At 37.7% G+C, this 17,681-nt stretch carries 16 protein-coding genes; 7 read left to right on the top strand and 9 right to left on the bottom strand.

The window, feature by feature from the left end; translation table 11 throughout:
- Window positions 1–299 precede the first annotated feature (299 nt).
- Window positions 300–761, top strand: a complete 462-nt coding sequence (locus SSOP1_RS10505; RefSeq protein WP_009990189.1) for a peroxiredoxin — start codon at window positions 300–302, stop codon at window positions 759–761.
- Here the strand turns inward: SSOP1_RS10505 and SSOP1_RS10500 are convergent.
- From SSOP1_RS10500 to iorA, 3 genes are read right to left on the bottom strand one after another with little or no spacing between them, the layout of a single operon-like run.
- Window positions 758–2,584: an AMP-binding protein gene (locus SSOP1_RS10500; protein ID WP_009990190.1), complete on the bottom strand. Its 1,827-nt coding sequence runs from the start codon at window positions 2,582–2,584 to the stop codon at window positions 758–760. The two genes, SSOP1_RS10505 and SSOP1_RS10500, sit on opposite strands and share 4 nt — an antisense overlap.
- Window positions 2,574–3,158 (bottom strand): indolepyruvate oxidoreductase subunit beta, encoded by a 585-nt coding sequence (locus tag SSOP1_RS10495; protein ID WP_009990192.1) that lies wholly within the window; start codon window positions 3,156–3,158, stop codon window positions 2,574–2,576. The genes SSOP1_RS10500 and SSOP1_RS10495 overlap by 11 nt, the downstream gene beginning before the upstream one ends.
- A complete protein-coding gene (iorA, locus tag SSOP1_RS10490; RefSeq protein ID WP_009990194.1) occupies window positions 3,146–4,984 on the bottom strand; it encodes an indolepyruvate ferredoxin oxidoreductase subunit alpha in 1,839 nt (612 codons plus the stop codon). The genes SSOP1_RS10495 and iorA overlap by 13 nt, the downstream gene beginning before the upstream one ends.
- A 143-nt stretch (window positions 4,985–5,127) precedes the next feature.
- Between iorA and SSOP1_RS17730 the strand changes: the two genes are divergently transcribed.
- Entirely contained in the window at window positions 5,128–6,042 is a 915-nt protein-coding gene (locus tag SSOP1_RS17730) for a hypothetical protein (RefSeq protein ID WP_009988835.1), read from the top strand.
- On the opposite strand, the gene SSOP1_RS10480 is transcribed toward SSOP1_RS17730, so the two are convergent.
- From SSOP1_RS10480 to SSOP1_RS10460, 5 genes are all read right to left on the bottom strand, one after another.
- The gene (locus tag SSOP1_RS10480) at window positions 6,029–6,463 is read right to left on the bottom strand and encodes a Zn-ribbon domain-containing OB-fold protein (protein ID WP_009988836.1); all 435 of its coding nucleotides are present in this window, start codon (window positions 6,461–6,463) and stop codon (window positions 6,029–6,031) included. The two genes, SSOP1_RS17730 and SSOP1_RS10480, sit on opposite strands and share 14 nt — an antisense overlap.
- Entirely contained in the window at window positions 6,464–6,961 is a 498-nt protein-coding gene (locus SSOP1_RS10475) for a Zn-ribbon domain-containing OB-fold protein (RefSeq protein WP_009988837.1), read from the bottom strand.
- Window positions 6,962–6,971: 10 nt separating this feature from the next.
- Window positions 6,972–8,150, bottom strand: coding sequence for a thiolase domain-containing protein (locus SSOP1_RS10470; RefSeq protein ID WP_009988839.1), 1,179 nt, complete (start codon window positions 8,148–8,150; stop codon window positions 6,972–6,974).
- A complete protein-coding gene (locus SSOP1_RS10465) occupies window positions 8,147–9,292 on the bottom strand; it encodes a thiolase domain-containing protein (RefSeq protein ID WP_009988841.1) in 1,146 nt (381 codons plus the stop codon). Before SSOP1_RS10465 ends, SSOP1_RS10470 begins: the two co-directional genes overlap by 4 nt.
- 62 nt (window positions 9,293–9,354) lie before the next feature.
- On the bottom strand, window positions 9,355–10,470 hold the full coding sequence (locus SSOP1_RS10460; RefSeq protein ID WP_009988843.1) for an acyl-CoA dehydrogenase family protein: 1,116 nt from the start codon (window positions 10,468–10,470) through the stop codon (window positions 9,355–9,357).
- A 100-nt stretch (window positions 10,471–10,570) separates the two neighbouring features.
- Between SSOP1_RS10460 and SSOP1_RS10455 the strand changes: the two genes are divergently transcribed.
- Window positions 10,571–12,439, top strand: coding sequence for an AMP-binding protein (locus SSOP1_RS10455; RefSeq protein ID WP_010923763.1), 1,869 nt, complete (start codon window positions 10,571–10,573; stop codon window positions 12,437–12,439).
- Here SSOP1_RS10455 and SSOP1_RS10450 read toward each other — a convergent pair.
- Window positions 12,431–13,063, bottom strand: coding sequence for a helix-turn-helix domain-containing protein (locus SSOP1_RS10450; protein WP_010923762.1), 633 nt, complete (start codon window positions 13,061–13,063; stop codon window positions 12,431–12,433). The genes SSOP1_RS10455 and SSOP1_RS10450 overlap by 9 nt on opposite strands.
- Window positions 13,064–13,194: 131 nt before the next feature.
- Between SSOP1_RS10450 and SSOP1_RS10445 the strand changes: the two genes are divergently transcribed.
- The 4 genes from SSOP1_RS10445 to SSOP1_RS10430 are packed head-to-tail and all read left to right on the top strand — an operon-like array spanning window position 13,195 to window position 17,671.
- Window positions 13,195–14,673, top strand: a complete 1,479-nt coding sequence (locus tag SSOP1_RS10445; RefSeq protein WP_010923761.1) for an MFS transporter — start codon at window positions 13,195–13,197, stop codon at window positions 14,671–14,673.
- A gap of 55 nt (window positions 14,674–14,728) precedes the next feature.
- A complete protein-coding gene (locus SSOP1_RS10440; RefSeq protein ID WP_010923760.1) occupies window positions 14,729–15,196 on the top strand; it encodes a flavin reductase family protein in 468 nt (155 codons plus the stop codon).
- A 55-nt stretch (window positions 15,197–15,251) separates the two neighbouring features.
- The gene (gene hpaD, locus SSOP1_RS10435; RefSeq protein WP_012713357.1) at window positions 15,252–16,199 is read left to right on the top strand and encodes a 3,4-dihydroxyphenylacetate 2,3-dioxygenase; all 948 of its coding nucleotides are present in this window, start codon (window positions 15,252–15,254) and stop codon (window positions 16,197–16,199) included.
- Complete coding sequence (locus SSOP1_RS10430; RefSeq protein WP_012716019.1) at window positions 16,196–17,671, top strand: 4-hydroxyphenylacetate 3-hydroxylase family protein; 1,476 nt, start codon at window positions 16,196–16,198, stop codon at window positions 17,669–17,671. Before hpaD ends, SSOP1_RS10430 begins: the two co-directional genes overlap by 4 nt.
- Window positions 17,672–17,681: the final 10 nt, after the last annotated feature.

Here is a 17,681-nt window from a genome sequence, read left to right as displayed (position 1 = left end):
TACTTCTTAATATTATAGCTTATCAATAAACATTTTTCATCTAATCAGGAAAGATTTATTATATATTTTTAACGTAACGTAAAAGTGTAACGATTTTCCTATAAATGCTAATTGTATTTCTCTGCAAGTTAGTCGCCTTCATTTAGTTAATTTCGTAGGAATCTTTGAAATAAAGTAAATTTACAATGGGTAACTGAATCTCCCGAGTTTAACTTCTAAGTGATATTTTTCAGCAAACTACGAAAAATCTGAAAGATTTATAAGGTAAGTTTTTTACCATAGTTAGATATATCTATATTATGGTAAAAGTGGGGGATAAGGCACCTTTATTCGAGGGGATAGCAGATAATGGTGAGAAGATTTCCCTTTCCGATTATATAGGGAAACATAATATAGTCCTTTACTTCTACCCTAAAGATGATACACCAGGGTGTACAAGGGAAGCTTGTGCATTTAGAGACAATTGGGATCTCCTTAAGGATTATGATGTTGTAGTTATAGGAGTTAGTTCAGATGATATAAACTCTCACAAAAGGTTCAAGGAAAAATATAAACTCCCGTTTATCCTAGTTAGTGATCCGGATAAGAAAATAAGAGAACTTTATGGGGCAAAAGGCTTCATATTACCAGCAAGGATAACGTTTGTTATTGATAAGAAGGGAATAATAAGGCATATATACAATTCGCAGATGAATCCAGCTAATCACGTTAATGAGGCTCTTAAGGCATTAAAACAAATTAAAGAGGAAGAGATCAGCTAACTGATGGCCTTCTTAATTTCCTCCAAAGCTGACGGATTTTCCAGTGAGGATATATCTCCTAAGGGTTTATTTAAATATATGGCTCTTATCAATCTCCTCATTATTTTAGCATTTCTAGTCTTAGGTAGCTCCTTAACAATCTTTATTTCAGATGGTGCAAATGCCTTACCCAGTTTATCCTCTGTGTATTCTATTAATTGATTTTCAATCCCACTAACCTTAGAGACTACAAAACAGACTATTTTCTCCCCCTTCATCGGATCAGGTATTCCTATACATGCTGATTCCACTACGTTTGGGAATGAATTTAATACGCTTTCGATTTCAGCCGGACCTACTCTCTTCCCAGCAACCTTTATCGTATCATCACTCCTACCTACGATGTAAAAATACCCTTCTTCGTCTCTATAAGCCAAATCTCCATGAACCCATACATCTTTCCACACTGACCAGTAGGTCTCTATATACCTTTCCGGGTTTCTCCAAAATCCTCTAGTCATACCTGGCCAAACACTTAATACGACTAACTCTCCTTCAACATTTGGTGGGGCGTCTTTTCCTTCCTCATTAAATACTGAGGCGTTAATTCCCGGAGAAGGTCCATTAAATGAAGATGGCTTTATCTTCTTTATAACGTAATTCCCCAAAATACCTCCAGAGATTTCAGTACCTCCAGAGTAGTTTATTATGGGGTTCTTTCCACTGGCGTTGAATAACCAATACCAGCTTTCCGAATCAATTGGTTCTCCAGTGTTTCCAGTTAACCTAACGTTTAGCTTAACTTCGCCTTGACTTCTCAGTGCCCTAACTAGACTAGCTGAGACCCCTAAAACATCAACTTTCATATCTTCAACGAATTTCTGTAGGACTTCCCCACTTGTATATCCTTCAATCATTCCCATTTTAGCGTTTAGTAAGAGTGATCCAAATACCATCCAGGGTCCCATCATCCACCCCATGTCAGTAACCCACATTAACGTCTCTCCATTTTTCAAATCGAATTGGAAGTAAATGTCAGCTGAAGCTTTTATTGGAAACCCATCGTGAGTATGAACGCATCCTTTGGGTTTTCCAGTAGTTCCAGAAGTGTAAATTATCATCATTGGGTCTTCAGTACTGGTATCTTCTACATAATCTCCAGCAGTTTTTATGACATCCTTATACTCATAAAAATCACCCTTAGTGCCTCCTCTATTCAATACTACTTTAGTTATATTATCGTTTAGTCCTTCTAGATTTTTTAACATGTCGACTTCTTTTCCTCTTCTAATGCTCTTATCAACTGTGAAGATTACTTTCGCCTCACTATCCTCCACTCTAACCCTTATGGGCTCTGGACCAAATCCGGAAAATAAGGGTACGATTATCGTCCCTACCCTTATTGCTCCCAGCATTACTGATACTATTTCCGGGATCATTGGCATGTAAATAGCGACCCTATCTCCCTTCTTCAAACCTATCTTCTTTAACCAACTTGCAATAGACTTGCTCTCATTTAGTATTTGAGAATAAGTTACAGTTCTGGTGTTGAGGTCTTCATCCATCCACTTAATGAACACATCAGAACTATCACGTAATTGATCTCCAATGTTTAACTTCCCTCCTATGAACCATTGTGGCCATTGTTTTCCTCTGCTCAGATCCAAAACCTTGGCATAAGGTTCTTTAAATTCCACTCCAATAAGCTTTACAAACTGGTCCCAAAATTCAGGATTCTCATATGTATACCTTACGAAGTCTTCTAATCTATTAAGGTTCCTTTTAATCATGAACTTATATACGTTACTGTTCTCTATCCATTCCTTATCTGGATTAAATACCATTAATATCTATCCCATTAATTTTTATAGCTTGGGCAATTTTAAACGCTTTTATATTACTCTCGTACTTCAATGCTTTAATGAAAGATTCCTCGTTTATCAAACCTTCAAATGCCCCCAGTGAGTATAAAAACCCTAGCATTGCAGCATTTGCTGCCTTAATATTCCCAGCCTTTATGGCTATTTGATTAGCATCAATTACATAGACTTTACAACCTTTTAGTTTATCGAAAATCTCCTGCAAAGTAAGTAACTTAACTTTAGGTAAGACGGGCCTCACAACATAGTTATTTACAACGATTGTAGTATGCTTTCTAGAAGCATAATTTAAATTTCTTAAAACCTCGATAGCCTCTAAACCAACTAGGTAATCAGCCTTTCCTAACGGTATTAATGGAGAGTTAACGTCACCTATTCTCACATGAACGTTAACCCCTCCACCTCTCTGGGCTAAGCCATGAGTTTCAGCTATTAAGACCTTAGTATTTGAATAATTTCCAGCCTCAGCTATTATCTTACCAGCAGTTATTATACCTTGGCCTCCAACACCAGCTATTAAAATATTTACCCAAGCCATAATTCATCCCATTTTTCTGGCTTGTCACCCTTTAAGGATATTGCCTTAAATGGGCAAATTGGTACACAAGCTCCACAGCCTATACAAGTGTAATTATCTATTTCAGCTTTCTTATCATTTCTAGGAATAATTGCTGGACACGTAAAGTAGTCATAGCATATGCTACAACCAGTACATTTCTCTAGATCGACTATGGCCTTTGGTAAATTGCTCTCCTCAACGTTATCCATGACTAGTAACGCGCAAGCTCTTTTAGCTATAACAACTGCTGGTTGCTTATTATCTTTAACCCACTTTAACGCATTGGATAACTCTCTTATTGAGGAGTTAACATCAAAAGGATCAACATACCTTACATATTTTACTCCTAAACCCTTAGCAACCTCTCCTATATCGATTTCCTTTGATGGGCTTGGCTGTTGTCCCGTCATCGCAGTCGACCTATTATCTAAGACGAGAACAAGCATTGGAGTTTGATTATATACGGCATTTGCAAGGGCTGAAATACCGCTGTGAAAGAATGTGGAATCTCCAATAACTGCTATCGGTATGTTCCCAGTAGCCCTATAAACACCGTTGGCAATTCCTATACTAGATCCCATATCTGTAGAGGAGTCTTGAGCGTCAAAGGGTGGCAATAATCCTAATGTATAACACCCAATATCGCCAGAAATGAAGGTTTCATTAGGCTTGAAGGAAGCCATTGTAATCGCCTTCTTTAAATCTATGAACGAACTTCTATGTGGACACCCTGGACACAGAGCTGGAGGTCTTGGTGGTATATCTTGGGGAACTTCTAAGTAATCCGTCACTATGTCCAATCCAAAGAATTTGCTAAAGGCATAATATACCTTGTCTAATGTCATCTCTCCAACTCTACTTACCAAATCCTTTCCATGTAGTTCTACTCTTACTCCTTGATCATATAGGAGATCCTTTACCTGATATTCTACTATGGGCTCACCCTCCTCGACTATTAAAACCCTCTTAGAGTTACTCACAGCCTTAAGAATTAACCTTTTAGGTATAGGGACGGGAGTGGTTAATCTCAATATATTTGCCTTAATTTCTAACTCTTTTATGGCATCGATTACATAACCGAATGAAATACCCGAGGCAATTATTAGATTTTCACTATCGTTATCAATTAGCTCGTTTAAACCCTCTACCTCCTCTTCAATTCTCTCCCATCTCTTTAACTGTTCAACTCTATCCCTTCTAGCGTTTTCTGGTACTAAAACATAACGTTTAGGGTTTTTAATAACTTTGCCCATGACTGGTCGAGATGGAGGTTTAAGTTCTACTGGTCCTCTAATGTGACCTATTCTAGTAGTAGATCTGAAAATTACTGGGTGTTTAACTTTGTTACTTAACTTAAAGGCCTCTATGGTTAAGTCGTGAGCGGATTGCGGATCATACGGCTCTACAACCGGGATTAACGCATGTAAACCGTAGTATCTGTTGTCTTGCTCGTTTTGCGACGACCACATGGAAGGATCGTCAGCAGAAACTATAACTAACGCTCCTTCAACTCCAGTATATGATGAGCTTATTAATGGGTCGGCAGCTACGTTTAACCCTACATGCTTCATTGTGGTTAGGGCAAAAGCTCCATTGATAGCTGCCCCATAGGCTGTTTCAAATGCCACTTTCTCATTAGTACTCCATTCAGCATATATTTTTCCAAATTTCATTAATGTTTCTATTATTTCAGTAGATGGTGTGCCTGGATACCCTGCAGCTACTGATACTCCAGCACTTAACGCACCAAAAGCTATTGCCTCATTTCCCAAGATTAGCCTTTTGGTCGTAGAAAGTTCAATCACATTTATAATTATAGTTTATATGTTAATAAGTGTTGCTTTCTAAAGTTTAAGATCTTAACAATTCGATTAAACTTCAGAAGTAAAGTTTATTTTAGTACATAAGTAGTTTAATCTTTTTAATCTATCAACGCAAACTGTATTGTATGGCTCAAACTCATGAAATGTTAGAGAAATTTTTAAATAATTTTCTTAAATTAGTAATTATAAGCGAGTTAATGAACATAGATATCGACGCCAATAATTTAGATAGACTTTTGAAAGTATCTAGTGATATTGCAGTGGATCTATCCATAGGTATCGCGAGGAGAAAATTTGGTAATGACAAAACTAAGAAAATAAAAGAAGGTCTAAGTAACGCATATTTATGGTTACAATCAACACCTACCACTCCAGAGTTATATTATCTTTTAATGGATAAACTTAGTAGAATAGTAACGGAATATAACATAGATTTAGCATGGAAAGAATTAGAAGAATTGGAGAATTATCTATTAGAACTTAATAAGAAAAAAGAGGTTAAGGATGTTCAATTGGGGAAGAGTATTGAAACTATCAGCGATATGAAAAAAATTTTGATCAATTATCTAGCTTCCATACAAGGTGAAGCCGATGAGGCGTTTCTTATAATGAGGGACGAGGTGTTTAATTTAATTCTGGGTAATAATATATATGAGTTAAAAATTAATGGATTAAGCGATAATGAAAAGAAGTCCTCTGATAGTTTTAGACTTAGTAATGCGTTAAAATTGTTATTAGATGAGGAAGATAAAATAAGAAATAAGAAACTTATGGGCGAAGTTTTTACTATTAGTAAGGTAAAGGACAAAGAGGGAAGAATTATAAACGTTTTGATAAGTTTCGCTACCGCTAAGGAAATATTGAATTTAAGGGAAAGCCCAAATATCTCAGTGAAGCTTTTGCGTAAAGTAGAGGATTTCTGCATATTCTTATCTGGTAGCACGTTATATGGAATGGTTTCTTGCAACGTTGAGTTGGATGTGAATTCAGTATATACATATAAGGGTGAGAATATCTTCGAAAAAATTAGTCAACCTTGACTCGTAAAGGCCACTGGAAGCTCAAAATCTTAGCTTTTGCTCCTACTTTAACATTTCCTTCAGCGTAACATAGTAATCCTCCTTCAATATTAGGAAATCTAATTAGGGCAATATACACTGGCTGTGCTAATTTGTTACCTTCATCATCATTGTAAATTATTGTATACGAATCCACGTAAGCTTCATCCTTATTTATTTCCACGTAATTCTCTATCTTGACAAAACAGTGTTCACAATAGGATCTAGCGGGGACGAATATTCTTCCACACTTACTACACTTACTTCCTATAATCTTATTTTGTTTCAATCCGTTAAAGAATTGTTCACCCGCTGGACCTACTGTATACTCGTATCTCTCAGCTTCCATTACGTCATACCATCTCAATAGGCTTCCTTCTTTTCCACTCTTTTCCCAAGACATTTAGATCACCTTAAAGCATTGAATATCTTCAATACTTCCTTTCCTTTCCTCCTTTGGCCTCCATACTGCCTTAACTCTCTTCCCTATGATTTCCATACTCTTCACTTGTTCATAACTTGCACATATTCTATGGAATATTCCTGGGTATACGAAATCTCTATCATTAGAAGGTAATAGTCTTATTACCCCTACTATCTCTGGCTCTTCCAGTTTAGCCCTAGTCCAACTTATGAAGCTGGCAACTGCAGTCATTACAATCCCTTCATCTTTTACCTCAACCCACTCGTCAGTAGGTCTAAAGCATTCCTCACAATACATTTTTGGTGGTACGTGGATTCTACCGCATTTATTACATTTTCTTCCATAAATTTTCCCTTCCTTAAGTCCAAGTAGATATTTGCTTTGAGCTTGTCCCGCAGTGTATGCGTACTTAGCATTTGGCTTATATGATATTATGTAATGTTTACTTAATTCTTCTTCTTTAAGAGGAGTTACCATCTCATATCCCTCAATTACGTAAAACTATAACCGTACCCGCTTGCATTAAATCTCCCCAAGCTTGGGCTACGCCAGTATGTACTGGTCTCTTAACTTGCATTTTTCCAGCAATCCCCTTAAGTTGCCAATATATACTTATAACCTTCATTAAGCCAGCAGCTGCAATAGGATTACCCACTCCCAGTAAACCTCCACTAGGACTACTGGGTATATCGCCATCAATGTCGAATACTCCCTCCTTTAATAATTTTGGAGCTTCTCCCCTTTTAGCTAATTGTAATGCCTCTAAATGATGTAGTTCTTTGTAATCAAACGGATCATATGGTTCAGCAACATCTATTTCCTTATTTGGCCTCTCAATCCCAGCCATCTTATAAGCCATTCTAGCTGCGAATTCCACATATCTAGCATAGGCTAAATCTCTGGCAGGCCATTCCGTATTATCTAAGGTCCATCCAACACCTTCAACCCATACCGGTGTATCAGTGTACCTTCTTGCAACGTCTTCTGAGGCCAATACAATCGCTGCCCCGCCATCACTAACTGGGCTAACATCTAAGAGTTGAACTGGCCAAACTAAGACTTCACTCTTTAGTACGTCTTCTACTGTTATATTTGAACCTAGTTGTGCGTATGGGTTGTTTATTGCATTCCTTTTGTTCTTTACAGAGACTAGTGCAATCTCCTCTTTTTTAATTCCATAAGTTGCCATATATCTGTGCATTTCCATTGCGAATATCCATATCAGATTAGGATTCAAGGGCTTTTCTAAAATTGGATCCCATATATATCTGAATATTGATTGTGGATGAGGTCTAGCTGGACTCATCTTTTCCTCAGCTACAGCCAATACTTTCTGGCACAACCCACTGGCGACATGATACCAGCCTGTTATTGCAGTCATAACTCCAGTAGCACCACCCACATAAACTCTACTTACTGGCTTCTTGATTCCTCCAGCACCATGTGATAAGTATTCACCCTTTAGGTTAACCCCATCAAAAGCATCTGGTGCACTTCCAATAACGACACAGTCGATATCCTTTAACTCTAGTCCAGCTTCGTCCAGTGCCTTACTTGCAGCCTCCCATGCTATTTCTTGTGGAGTTTCTAGTAGTCTTCTCCTAAATAGAGTTAAGCCAGCTCCTATTATTGCAACCCTTTTATTTAAATGAATATTTACCTTCATGGCTTTTCCACCACCACGACTGATCCAGTAAGCGTGGGAATTCCACGCCAAGACGCGACTACAGCTCTTTCACCCTTCCCTTGCTTAATATACTCTATCGCGTCTAGCAATAATGAAAAACCGGAAGCTTCTAAAGGAACTCCTTTAGCCATATGTCCCCCTAATGGATTTACAGGAACTTCTCCTTGAGGAGAGAAATTACCTTCCCTTAAATCCTTTGATGGTTCTTCAGAAACTCTTAATCCCTCCAAGTGCTGTAATTCTTTGTAACTATATCTATCATCAACGAAAACGGCATCAAAATACCTTCTAGGCGTCTCAACTCCAGCCATTTTATATGCCATATCAGAGGCTATCTTCATGTAATTTGCCTTTCCTAGCTCTGCAGTTTCTAAGTTTGAAGAATCTGTCGCGAATCCTATTCCCTTGACTACTAGATAATCATCTTTTTTAAGCTTTTTAGCGACTTCCTCATCAGCAACTACTATGACTATTGCTCCATCCACAAAAGGCGCAATATCTAATTCACTAAGAGGGTAAACTACATAATTTTTCTTCATCACGTCTACAGCAGATATATTACTGGCAAAAGAAGCTCTAGGAGATGAGAGTCCAGCTTTCTTATTTTTCTCCACTACTAATGCCAGATCTTCTCTTGTTATCCCTTTTCTATGCATGAACTTTACAGCATCTAACCCTGCAATAAAGTGGAAATTTGGTGGATTAATGGATCTGATGTATATTGGATCCATTGCGAATTTCTCCAGGTCACTAAATGTTAGTATATCACTTACCTTAGAATGGGCTTCAATTGACACTACGTTAGCTACACCGGAATTGATATGCATTGCCGCATGGGCTAATCCTTGAAGAGAATCTCCAGCTACAGTCATTGTGGGTCTCATTGCACCCCCCATTTGGTCTGGTGCGAATTCATCTGCTATTGATATTCCCTCCCAGAAATCCTCTTGGCAAGATATAAAGGAGTCAACATCGCTTCTAGGATTTATACCCCCTGCATCTTTATATGCTCTCGATGCAGCCTCAAAAACCATTTCCCTAAACGAGACCTCATGAGTCGTAGGCTTGAAGCCGTACCAACCTAAGCCTATTATTGCGATTCGATTCAAAAAAGTCCCCAAAAATATTCTCTTCTCATCCTATTAAAACTTTTTAGCCTAATGTCAGAAAGGATCAAAAGTAACTAGATATACGGTATTCCATACTGTTCAATATATTTAGCTATAATGTGCCTCTGTACTTCATCAGTTCCCTCACCTATCCTAAGTAGTCTAGCATCACGATATATTCGTTCTATGTTAGTTCCCTTAGCGTAACCCATACCACCGAATACTTGTAAGGAGATGTCTATTACTTCGTTAGCAATATTTGCAGATAATAACTTTAACATTGAGACGTAAACTCCCTTATCCTTTGAATTCTCATCGAACTTACTACTGACATCCTTAGCCATTGACTTAACTGCGTTAAGTTTAGCTATGGCATCTGCGAAATACCATCTTATCCCTTGAAAATCATAAATCGAATTCCCAAATGCAAATCTTGATTTAGCCCACTTAAAAGCTTCTTCCAAAGCCGCCTCAGCCAAACCTATTGCAATACCTGAGATAGCAAGCCTACCTATTTCTAATACTGAGTTGACCATGTTCCACCCATTATTCACCTCCCCAACAACGTAATCGTTTGACACTTCGCAATTATGAAAGATTACCTCAGCGGTCCCAGTTCCCCTATTACCCATGACTTCTATTTTTCTAGTCTCAACGCAATTACTTCTGGGCACTATAAAAACTGATAAATCACGTCTAGATGAACCCGTTTTCGCTACTGTGATGAAAACGTCAGCGTAAAGCCCTTGAGTTATCCACATCTTATGTCCCTTTATTATCCACGATCCATTTCTTTTCTCAGCGAGAGTCTTCATGGAACCTATATCGCTTCCACCTGAAGGTTCAGTTAAGGCAAAACTACCTATAATTTCTCCCTTACTCAATGGTTCCATAAACTCCTTCTTTTGCCTTTCATTTGCATACAATCTAATCATCTCACCGGCTAACTCTCCTTGAGCATCAGCAATTAATGCTAAAGACCCGCTAACCTTTGCAATCTCTTCTAAAATAATCATCATGTCGTAGTTTGATAGACCACTAGTTAAAGGGATTAGAAAGCCTAACTCTCCAAGCTTTCTAACTAAATCTCTGGGGTAGTAATCTTCTTTGTCTATTTTATTCACTATCTTCTCAACATCTCTGTTTAGAAACTCCCTTAATGATTGTATAAAGAGCTCTTTTTCGCTCATATATTTATCTTACATTAAATAACTTTTAAATCTTATACAAATCTATCATTGTTGAACGAAAGGTATATATAATTTTTAATTTACAAATATATATGATAACATGAGTTGGAAAATATATTCTCTAGATCAGATTAAAGCACTGGCAAAATTCTCCATGGAAAATCCAGAAGCCTTCTGGCGGGATAAGGCTAATTACGTAAGTTGGTTTAGGCAACCAGAGAAAATACTTGAGGGAGAACCACCATACGAGAAATGGTTCGTCGGAGGAACACTTAATATATCCTATAATGCCATAGATAGGCATTTACCAGATAAGAAAGATAAGGTGGCATTTTATTGGACCAATGAGAGATTAGATAGTTTTAGGTCAATATCCTTTCAAGATCTTTATCAAGAAGTAAACAAGGCAGCCTATGTCTTAAGTGAATTGGGCGTGAAAAAAGGCGATACGGTATCCATGCTAATGCCTAATATACCAGAAGCTGTATACTTCTCCTTAGCAACACACAGACTGGGGGCAATTCTAATAATACATTATGTAGGTTTGAGCGAGGAAACAGTGGCATATAGGTTTAATGATTGCGGTTCAAAAGTATTGATTGTTGCTTCAAAGACGTTTAGGAATGGAAATGAGATAAGAATTAAGGATTTTGTGGATAAAGTTTTGGAATCTCATACTACACCCATACAGAAAGTCTTGACAGTGCCGAGGGGATATTCAGATTTTAATGTTAATGGGAAAAGGGATGTTGTGTATGATGGTGTGAAACCTAAAGGGAAAGTTTACGTTAAACCAGTGGAAGTTGAGGCTAACGAGCCAGCGACAGTTTATTACACGTCTGGAACTACGGGAAGACCTAAGGGATTATACCATAGTAATGGAGGGTATGTGATAGCACTCAATTGGGCTTTTAAGGCAATATTTAACCCAACAGAGAATGACGTTTGGTGGACTGTTTCAGAATTAGGTTGGCCAGTATGGCCAATGGCAAATTTATACACGATACCAGTAATGGGAATACCTGGTGTGCTTTTTGAGGGATATGTTGGTTATAAAAGGGATCTATTCTCGAGAGTAATTGAGAGATATAATGTAAGCCTAGTTTGGAGTTCTACCACAACTCTTTACACTCTCAAGAGTTTAGGAGAGGAGTCAGTTAAGAGCGGAGATACATCAAGCTTAAGAATGATTCTTAATACAGGAGAACCTTTAAACGTTGGAGCGTGGATGTGGTTAAATCAGAATCTTCCTCAAGTTAAGATAGCAGATGCGTACTGGATGACAGAGCATTTATCGCCAGTTGGTGCAACTCCTTACGGAATCGGCGAAATTCCCTTTAAGGCAGGTTCCGCTGGTATACAATTCCCAGGAGGAACATATTTCTTAATTGTTGACGATGAGGGAAAACCATTACCTCCTAAGCAAAAGGGATATATAGTGTTAAAACCGCTTAACCCAGCCTTAGCTAAAATGTGGAATGATCCCAATTACGAGAAGATAAAGGAGAAGTATTGGTCTAGGTTCCCAGGATACTTCTACACTGGAGATTACGGTTATGTTGATGAGGATGGATATCTGTTCGTGCTGGGAAGAGCTGATGATGTAATAAGAGCTGAAGGGGAGAGGATAGGAACACTTGAAGTTGAAAGTGTAATAGTAACTCATCCCAACGTGGCCGAAGCTGCCGTAATAGGTCAAGGCGGTAACATAATAGCGTTTGTAGTCCCAAGACAAGGGGTTGAGGTTGGTGACGCACTCAGAAATGACATTAAGAACTATTGTAGGAACGCTGGTTACATAGTTGATAAAGTAGTGTTTGTGAAGAGACTGCCTAAAACCAAAAGCGGGAAGATAATGAGAAGGCTACTAAAGGCTATCCTAGCTAACGAGAATCCAGGTGATGTATCAACATTGGACGATATAAGGATAATGGAGGAACTTAAGGAGGCGTTGAAGAGCCTAAGCTAAAATGTTTTTTATGGAAAACGCAATTAACTTCCTTTGGGCATTTCTCAAATGATAGAGGAACGTTACTTTACTTATTCCTAATAGCTTAGCTAATTCATCGGCAGTTGCTCTTCTGGGATAGTCTAAATAACCATAGGAATAGGATACCGTAAGCACTTTCTTTTCCCATTCAGTCAGATTAGGGTAGAGAATTGGGTTAAAGTCAGTTGTCTCCACTCTTTTCACCTTTCCTAAACTTTCGATCTCAGTAAGAATCTCTCGAAGATTTTTGCTGGAAGTTACAAATGACCATTTTTCGTCTTTACCTTCTATGAGATTACCCAGAATCAACACTTCCTTATCGTAGAGGACCCCAGCTATTGATCCCTTGTATTTATTTAAAAAATCCACATAAGTTCCTCCCTTAAACCTATCTACCTTCATAACCTTTATAACGCTTCTGTGTGTTTTCATTAAGTTTGATATAACCTTATTTTCCATTGAATCGATAAGAATCCTACTCCTTAAATAGTTCTTATGTGGATAAACTTCTAAATTAATAGTATATGCGGTAAATGGCATGTGTGAAGTCCAACAATCTTCATGGCTTACAACTATATCTACATGTTTAATCAAGTTAATCATGTACTATTTAAACTCTTTAAAAATATAAATGTTATGTATTATAAGAAACTATAATATAGTATACTGTTAGTCGTATGTTTATTAAACTAGTTTAATATAGAATATTAAATTATTGATTTGAAAAGCCAAATATGGCAGAAAAGGCTGCAGTAAAAGCAGGGGAAGCGATTGCTAGAATGGATAGAATCCCAATATGGGGACTTTCATATATTTTTATAGGAATATTAGGTATAGGGTTTCTCTTCACATTTTATGACATTTTCGATATAAATGTATCATTTATACAAACGGCATTAACGCTATTTCACGTTAGCAATCCAACTTCTCCTCAGATTCCAGCATTACTAGGCCCCATAGTCCTATTAAACCTAGTAGGGTATATAATAGGAGCCCTTATACTTTCTCCAATATCTGACGTAATAGGCCGGAGGAGGATGCTAATGATAACTATGATCATTACAGGCCTTGGCAGTTTATATAACGCATTGGCGAATAATTATGTTAATTTTTTAGTAGCAAGGACCATAACTGGTATTGGTGTTGGTGCTGATTTAGCAATAGTTAATACTTATATTGGAGAAGTAGCTCCCATTAACGGAAGGGCTAGATACACTAGTCTAGTATTCTTATTTTCAACACTAGGCGCAACACTAGGCATATGGTTAGGATTGTTCTTAACAACGCCCTCTGCTCCATTTCCTCTTGGATTACCGTTTGCACTTGGTGGAAGTGGGTTCTTTGCGGTTAATGGATGGAGAGTAATGTACGGGATAGGTGCGTTATTGGCTTTAATAGGATTGCTCTTAAGGTTTAGCTTACCTGAATCTCCAAGATGGTTAATATCTAAGGGTAAATTAACTGAAGCTGAAAGGATAGTTGAGGTGATGGAGAAGAAAGCTACTGGCAAGTTAGGTAATCTCCCACCATTACCCAATATAATTCAGCCTTATATTGCAGAGAGGTATTCCTATTTAGATGCATTAAAGACCATATTTAGTTCCTCACTTTATATAAAGAGGTTTGGAATACTTGTCTCAATGTGGTTATTTGGTTATATGACCGTCTATACCTTGGCAGCTGGTTTAACATCTGTATTAGCCTCACTGGGATTTGCTCCACCAGAAGCTGGAATGATTGCGGCAATAGGTGTTATAGGTTTCATATTAGTTCCTATAACAACCTTCTTTGTTGGAGATAGACTTGAAAGAAAGACGTGGACAGTCATTTCAGTAGTCTTCACAATAATTGGGGGATTATTAATAGCTATAGCTGGTACTAACATAGCATTATCTTTCCTAGGATCTATAATTCTCTTTTATGGTTTTAATTTATGGGTTCCAACATCATACGCTTGGACTGCTGAGAGTTTTCCGACTAGGGCTAGGAGTACTGGTTTCGCCTTATGTGACGGTGTAGGTCATATAGGGGGTGGGATAGGGATTATTGCAATTTCCTCTTTCATAGGTTCTCTGATAGCTTCTGGGGTCACTACAGCTTTGGCAATAGAGGTATTTTTGCTAATAGCCTTATTCCAAGTAATTTCAACAATAATTGCAATAGCAATAGGACATAGGTCTGCTAATAAGAGATTGGATGAGGTTTCACCCTAAGACATCAACTCAGTTTAATGATAAACTTAAATAATTTTTTTAAGTATATACTCTCATGAGCGAGACGATAAGGAATATAATGAGATTATTTCCACTAGGAATAGTAGTAGTTACAACTAAATGGAGTGATAATTTAGTAGGAATGACGGTCAACACATTTAATTCGCTTTCTTTAAATCCACCATTAGTTATGTTTACCGCAGATAAAACTAAGGGTAATGATGTACCTTTTATCGAGAGTAATGGTTTTATAGTAAATTTTGTCGATGACGAAAAAATCTTCAATACATTTGCCTTTAAGCCCATAAAGGAGAGATTCAAGGAGGCAAAGTTCTTCGAAGGTTTAGATGGAATACCCGTATTGGCTGACAGTTACGCTTACATGGAAGTTAAGAAGTATAAGACTATTGATATTGGTGATCACACCATTGTAGTTGGTGAGGTAATTAATGGAAAGATTGTTAGAGATAATTTCTCACCCTTAGTCTATTACAATAGAAATTATTGGAAGTTATGTAGATAACCTTAAATCAGTTTAATAGTGAATTAATTTATCTTTTTGCACGTGATAGTGTTTGATGATCAACACTTTACGTACATCTCATGTGTGTATAAGAGTTAGCGATTTGGATAAGGCGAGATACTTCTACTCAGAACTCTTAGGATTTGTGGAGACAGAAAAGGATGGCGATTATATTTATTTGAGAGGGATTGAGGAAGGTCAGCATCATAGCTTAATACTAAAAAAGGCCAACTCGGCTGGTTTATCGTATATAGGCTTTAGGGTAAGTAAAGGAGAGGAATTAGATAAGGCCAGAGAAGAATTGGAAAACCTAGGTCATAAGGTTAGGAAATTTAGGGAAAAGGGTATTAATGAAGCTCTATTATTTGAATCCCCCGAAGGAATCCCAATACTTCTATACTATGACATGGAGTATGTAGGCGATTTAAGATTAGCATTTCATAGGCATAGGGGAGTGAGTCCAGTCAGGTTAGCCCACGTAAATTATATGGTTAAGGACTTGGAGAGAGAATTGGAGTTCTTTAAGAGATTCATGGGTTACTATGAGACTGAGAGGTTCTTGGATAAGGATGGGAATTTGGCAGTAGTGTGGTTAACTAGAAGAGGGGATTCACACGAAATAGCAATAGCGAAGTCAAGTAAAAACGTTCCGGGATTTCACCATGAGACGTATTACGTTCATGATGTAAAAGATGTCATTAAAGCCCCAGATATTCTAGCCTCAGTGGGATTGTGGGATAGTATAGAAAGGGGTCCCGGTAGACATGGTGTAACTGAGGGTTATTATATTTATTTGAGAGATTTTGATAAAAATAGAATTGAGTTCTTCACCAACGATTACGTGGTTCTGGATCCGGATAAGTGGAAACCAATAGTTTGGACCTATGATCAATTAAGGTATAGAAGTGATTTTTGGGGAAGGCCGATTCCTCAATCTTGGTTAACTGAATGGGTTGCCGTGGAGGATATTTCCACGGGTCAATTAAAGGGGTGGTCTGGATGATAAGAAGGGGAACAGATTACATAAAAAGTATAAAGGAAAACCCACCAGTAGTTTACTATGAAGGAGAAGTAGTAAAGGATGTTACAGAACATTCAGCATTTAAAATACCGATATCTACTGTTGCGAAATATTATGATCTACATTGGGATGAGAAATATAAGGAGTACCTAAGGGTTTATAACCTTGATGTGGGAGAGGAAACTAGCATAAGTTTTCTAAGACCTAAAAACAAGAAAGATTTAGGCAAATTAAGGGATGGCCTAGTAAAGATATATGATTACTATAGGGGATTCTTCGGTAGAAGTCCAGACTACCTAAACTTATGGACAATGGTATTCTATGCACACGCTGAGGACTACTTTGGAAAACAGTTCGGTTCAAAGTTCATGGAAAATGCGATTGAAATTTACAAAGAAGCTACAAAGAGAGATTTGTTCTATACCCACGCAATTGTGGCCCCAATGTACGATAGATCTAGACCACCTTCTCAATGGGAAGATCCATACATTCAAGTGGGAATAGTTGAGGAAAAACCAGAAGGTGTAGTAGTAAGAGGAGCCGCAATGATATGTACCGCCGGTCCTTATGCGGAGATGTTATGGTATCTACCAAATGTCAGAAGAGATAGTGATCCTAGATATGCAATATACTTCTCTATCCCAACAAACACTAAAGGAGTTAAGTTCTTGTCTAGAAGGGGGTTCCAGCCTAGGGAAGGAGGAGAATTTGAATACCCAATATCTTCTAGATTTGAGGAATCCGATGCAGTTTTAGTGTTAGATAACGTCCTAATTCCTTGGGAAAGGATAATATTCTTCAAGAAGCCTGAGTTAATCGAAGACCTAATGTGGCATACCGTTCAGTTAAGGGGATGGTTTAACTGGCACTTCGTAATTCAACATTATAGCAGGTTAAAATTCCTTGCTGGTTTAGCTATCGCCATTGCTGAAGCTTCTGGCACCAGTAATTTCATTAACGTTCAAGAAAAGATAGGTGAGATACTGATATATGTAGCTCTAAATGAGGCAGCCCTCTATGCATCAGTTGAAAGAGCCCAAGAATTGCCCAATATTACTAGACCAGATCCCTATATTTCCATTTCAGCCAGTCACTTCAACATGAAGACAGTTCCCAGAGCAAATGAGATATTAAGGTCAATTAGTGCAGGATCATCAATACCTATACCTGCTGGTATTAAAGATTTTGAAAATCCCGAGGAAAGAAAATTATTGGATAAGTACATGGCAATGAAAGGTCTTGATGCCCTAGAAAGAGTTAAGATGTTTAACCTACTGTGGGACGTTATAGGATCTGAAGCAGGGATGAGATATGAACAATATGATAGGTTCAGTAGGGGTGATCCCACAATAAGATGGGCTCAAACTTATACTGAGGTATTCAAGGATAGAAAGCACGAATTCGTCAAATTGGTTAAGGATATAATCGATCAGATGCCTAATCCTAAAGCTTAAGTGAACAAAA

It is taken from the genome of Saccharolobus solfataricus (genome assembly GCF_900079115.1).
GTDB lineage: Archaea > Thermoproteota > Thermoprotei_A > Sulfolobales > Sulfolobaceae > Saccharolobus > Saccharolobus solfataricus.
This window is presented reverse-complemented; position numbering and strand designations above follow the sequence as displayed.

Coding starts and splice junctions, on each gene's coding strand:
- SSOP1_RS10505 (WP_009990189.1), top strand. CDS start 300: ATGGTAAAAGTGGGGGATAAGGCACCTTTATTCGAGGGGATAGCAGAT.
- SSOP1_RS10500 (WP_009990190.1), bottom strand. CDS start 2,584: ATGGTATTTAATCCAGATAAGGAATGGATAGAGAACAGTAACGTATAT.
- SSOP1_RS10495 (WP_009990192.1), bottom strand. CDS start 3,158: ATGGCTTGGGTAAATATTTTAATAGCTGGTGTTGGAGGCCAAGGTATA.
- SSOP1_RS17730 (WP_009988835.1), top strand. CDS start 5,128: ATGGCTCAAACTCATGAAATGTTAGAGAAATTTTTAAATAATTTTCTT.
- SSOP1_RS10480 (WP_009988836.1), bottom strand. CDS start 6,463: ATGTCTTGGGAAAAGAGTGGAAAAGAAGGAAGCCTATTGAGATGGTAT.
- SSOP1_RS10475 (WP_009988837.1), bottom strand. CDS start 6,961: ATGGTAACTCCTCTTAAAGAAGAAGAATTAAGTAAACATTACATAATA.
- SSOP1_RS10470 (WP_009988839.1), bottom strand. CDS start 8,150: ATGAAGGTAAATATTCATTTAAATAAAAGGGTTGCAATAATAGGAGCT.
- SSOP1_RS10460 (WP_009988843.1), bottom strand. CDS start 10,470: ATGAGCGAAAAAGAGCTCTTTATACAATCATTAAGGGAGTTTCTAAAC.
- SSOP1_RS10455 (WP_010923763.1), top strand. CDS start 10,571: ATGAGTTGGAAAATATATTCTCTAGATCAGATTAAAGCACTGGCAAAA.
- SSOP1_RS10450 (WP_010923762.1), bottom strand. CDS start 13,063: ATGATTAACTTGATTAAACATGTAGATATAGTTGTAAGCCATGAAGAT.
- SSOP1_RS10445 (WP_010923761.1), top strand. CDS start 13,195: ATGGCAGAAAAGGCTGCAGTAAAAGCAGGGGAAGCGATTGCTAGAATG.
- SSOP1_RS10440 (WP_010923760.1), top strand. CDS start 14,729: ATGAGCGAGACGATAAGGAATATAATGAGATTATTTCCACTAGGAATA.
- hpaD (WP_012713357.1), top strand. CDS start 15,252: ATGATCAACACTTTACGTACATCTCATGTGTGTATAAGAGTTAGCGAT.
- SSOP1_RS10430 (WP_012716019.1), top strand. CDS start 16,196: ATGATAAGAAGGGGAACAGATTACATAAAAAGTATAAAGGAAAACCCA.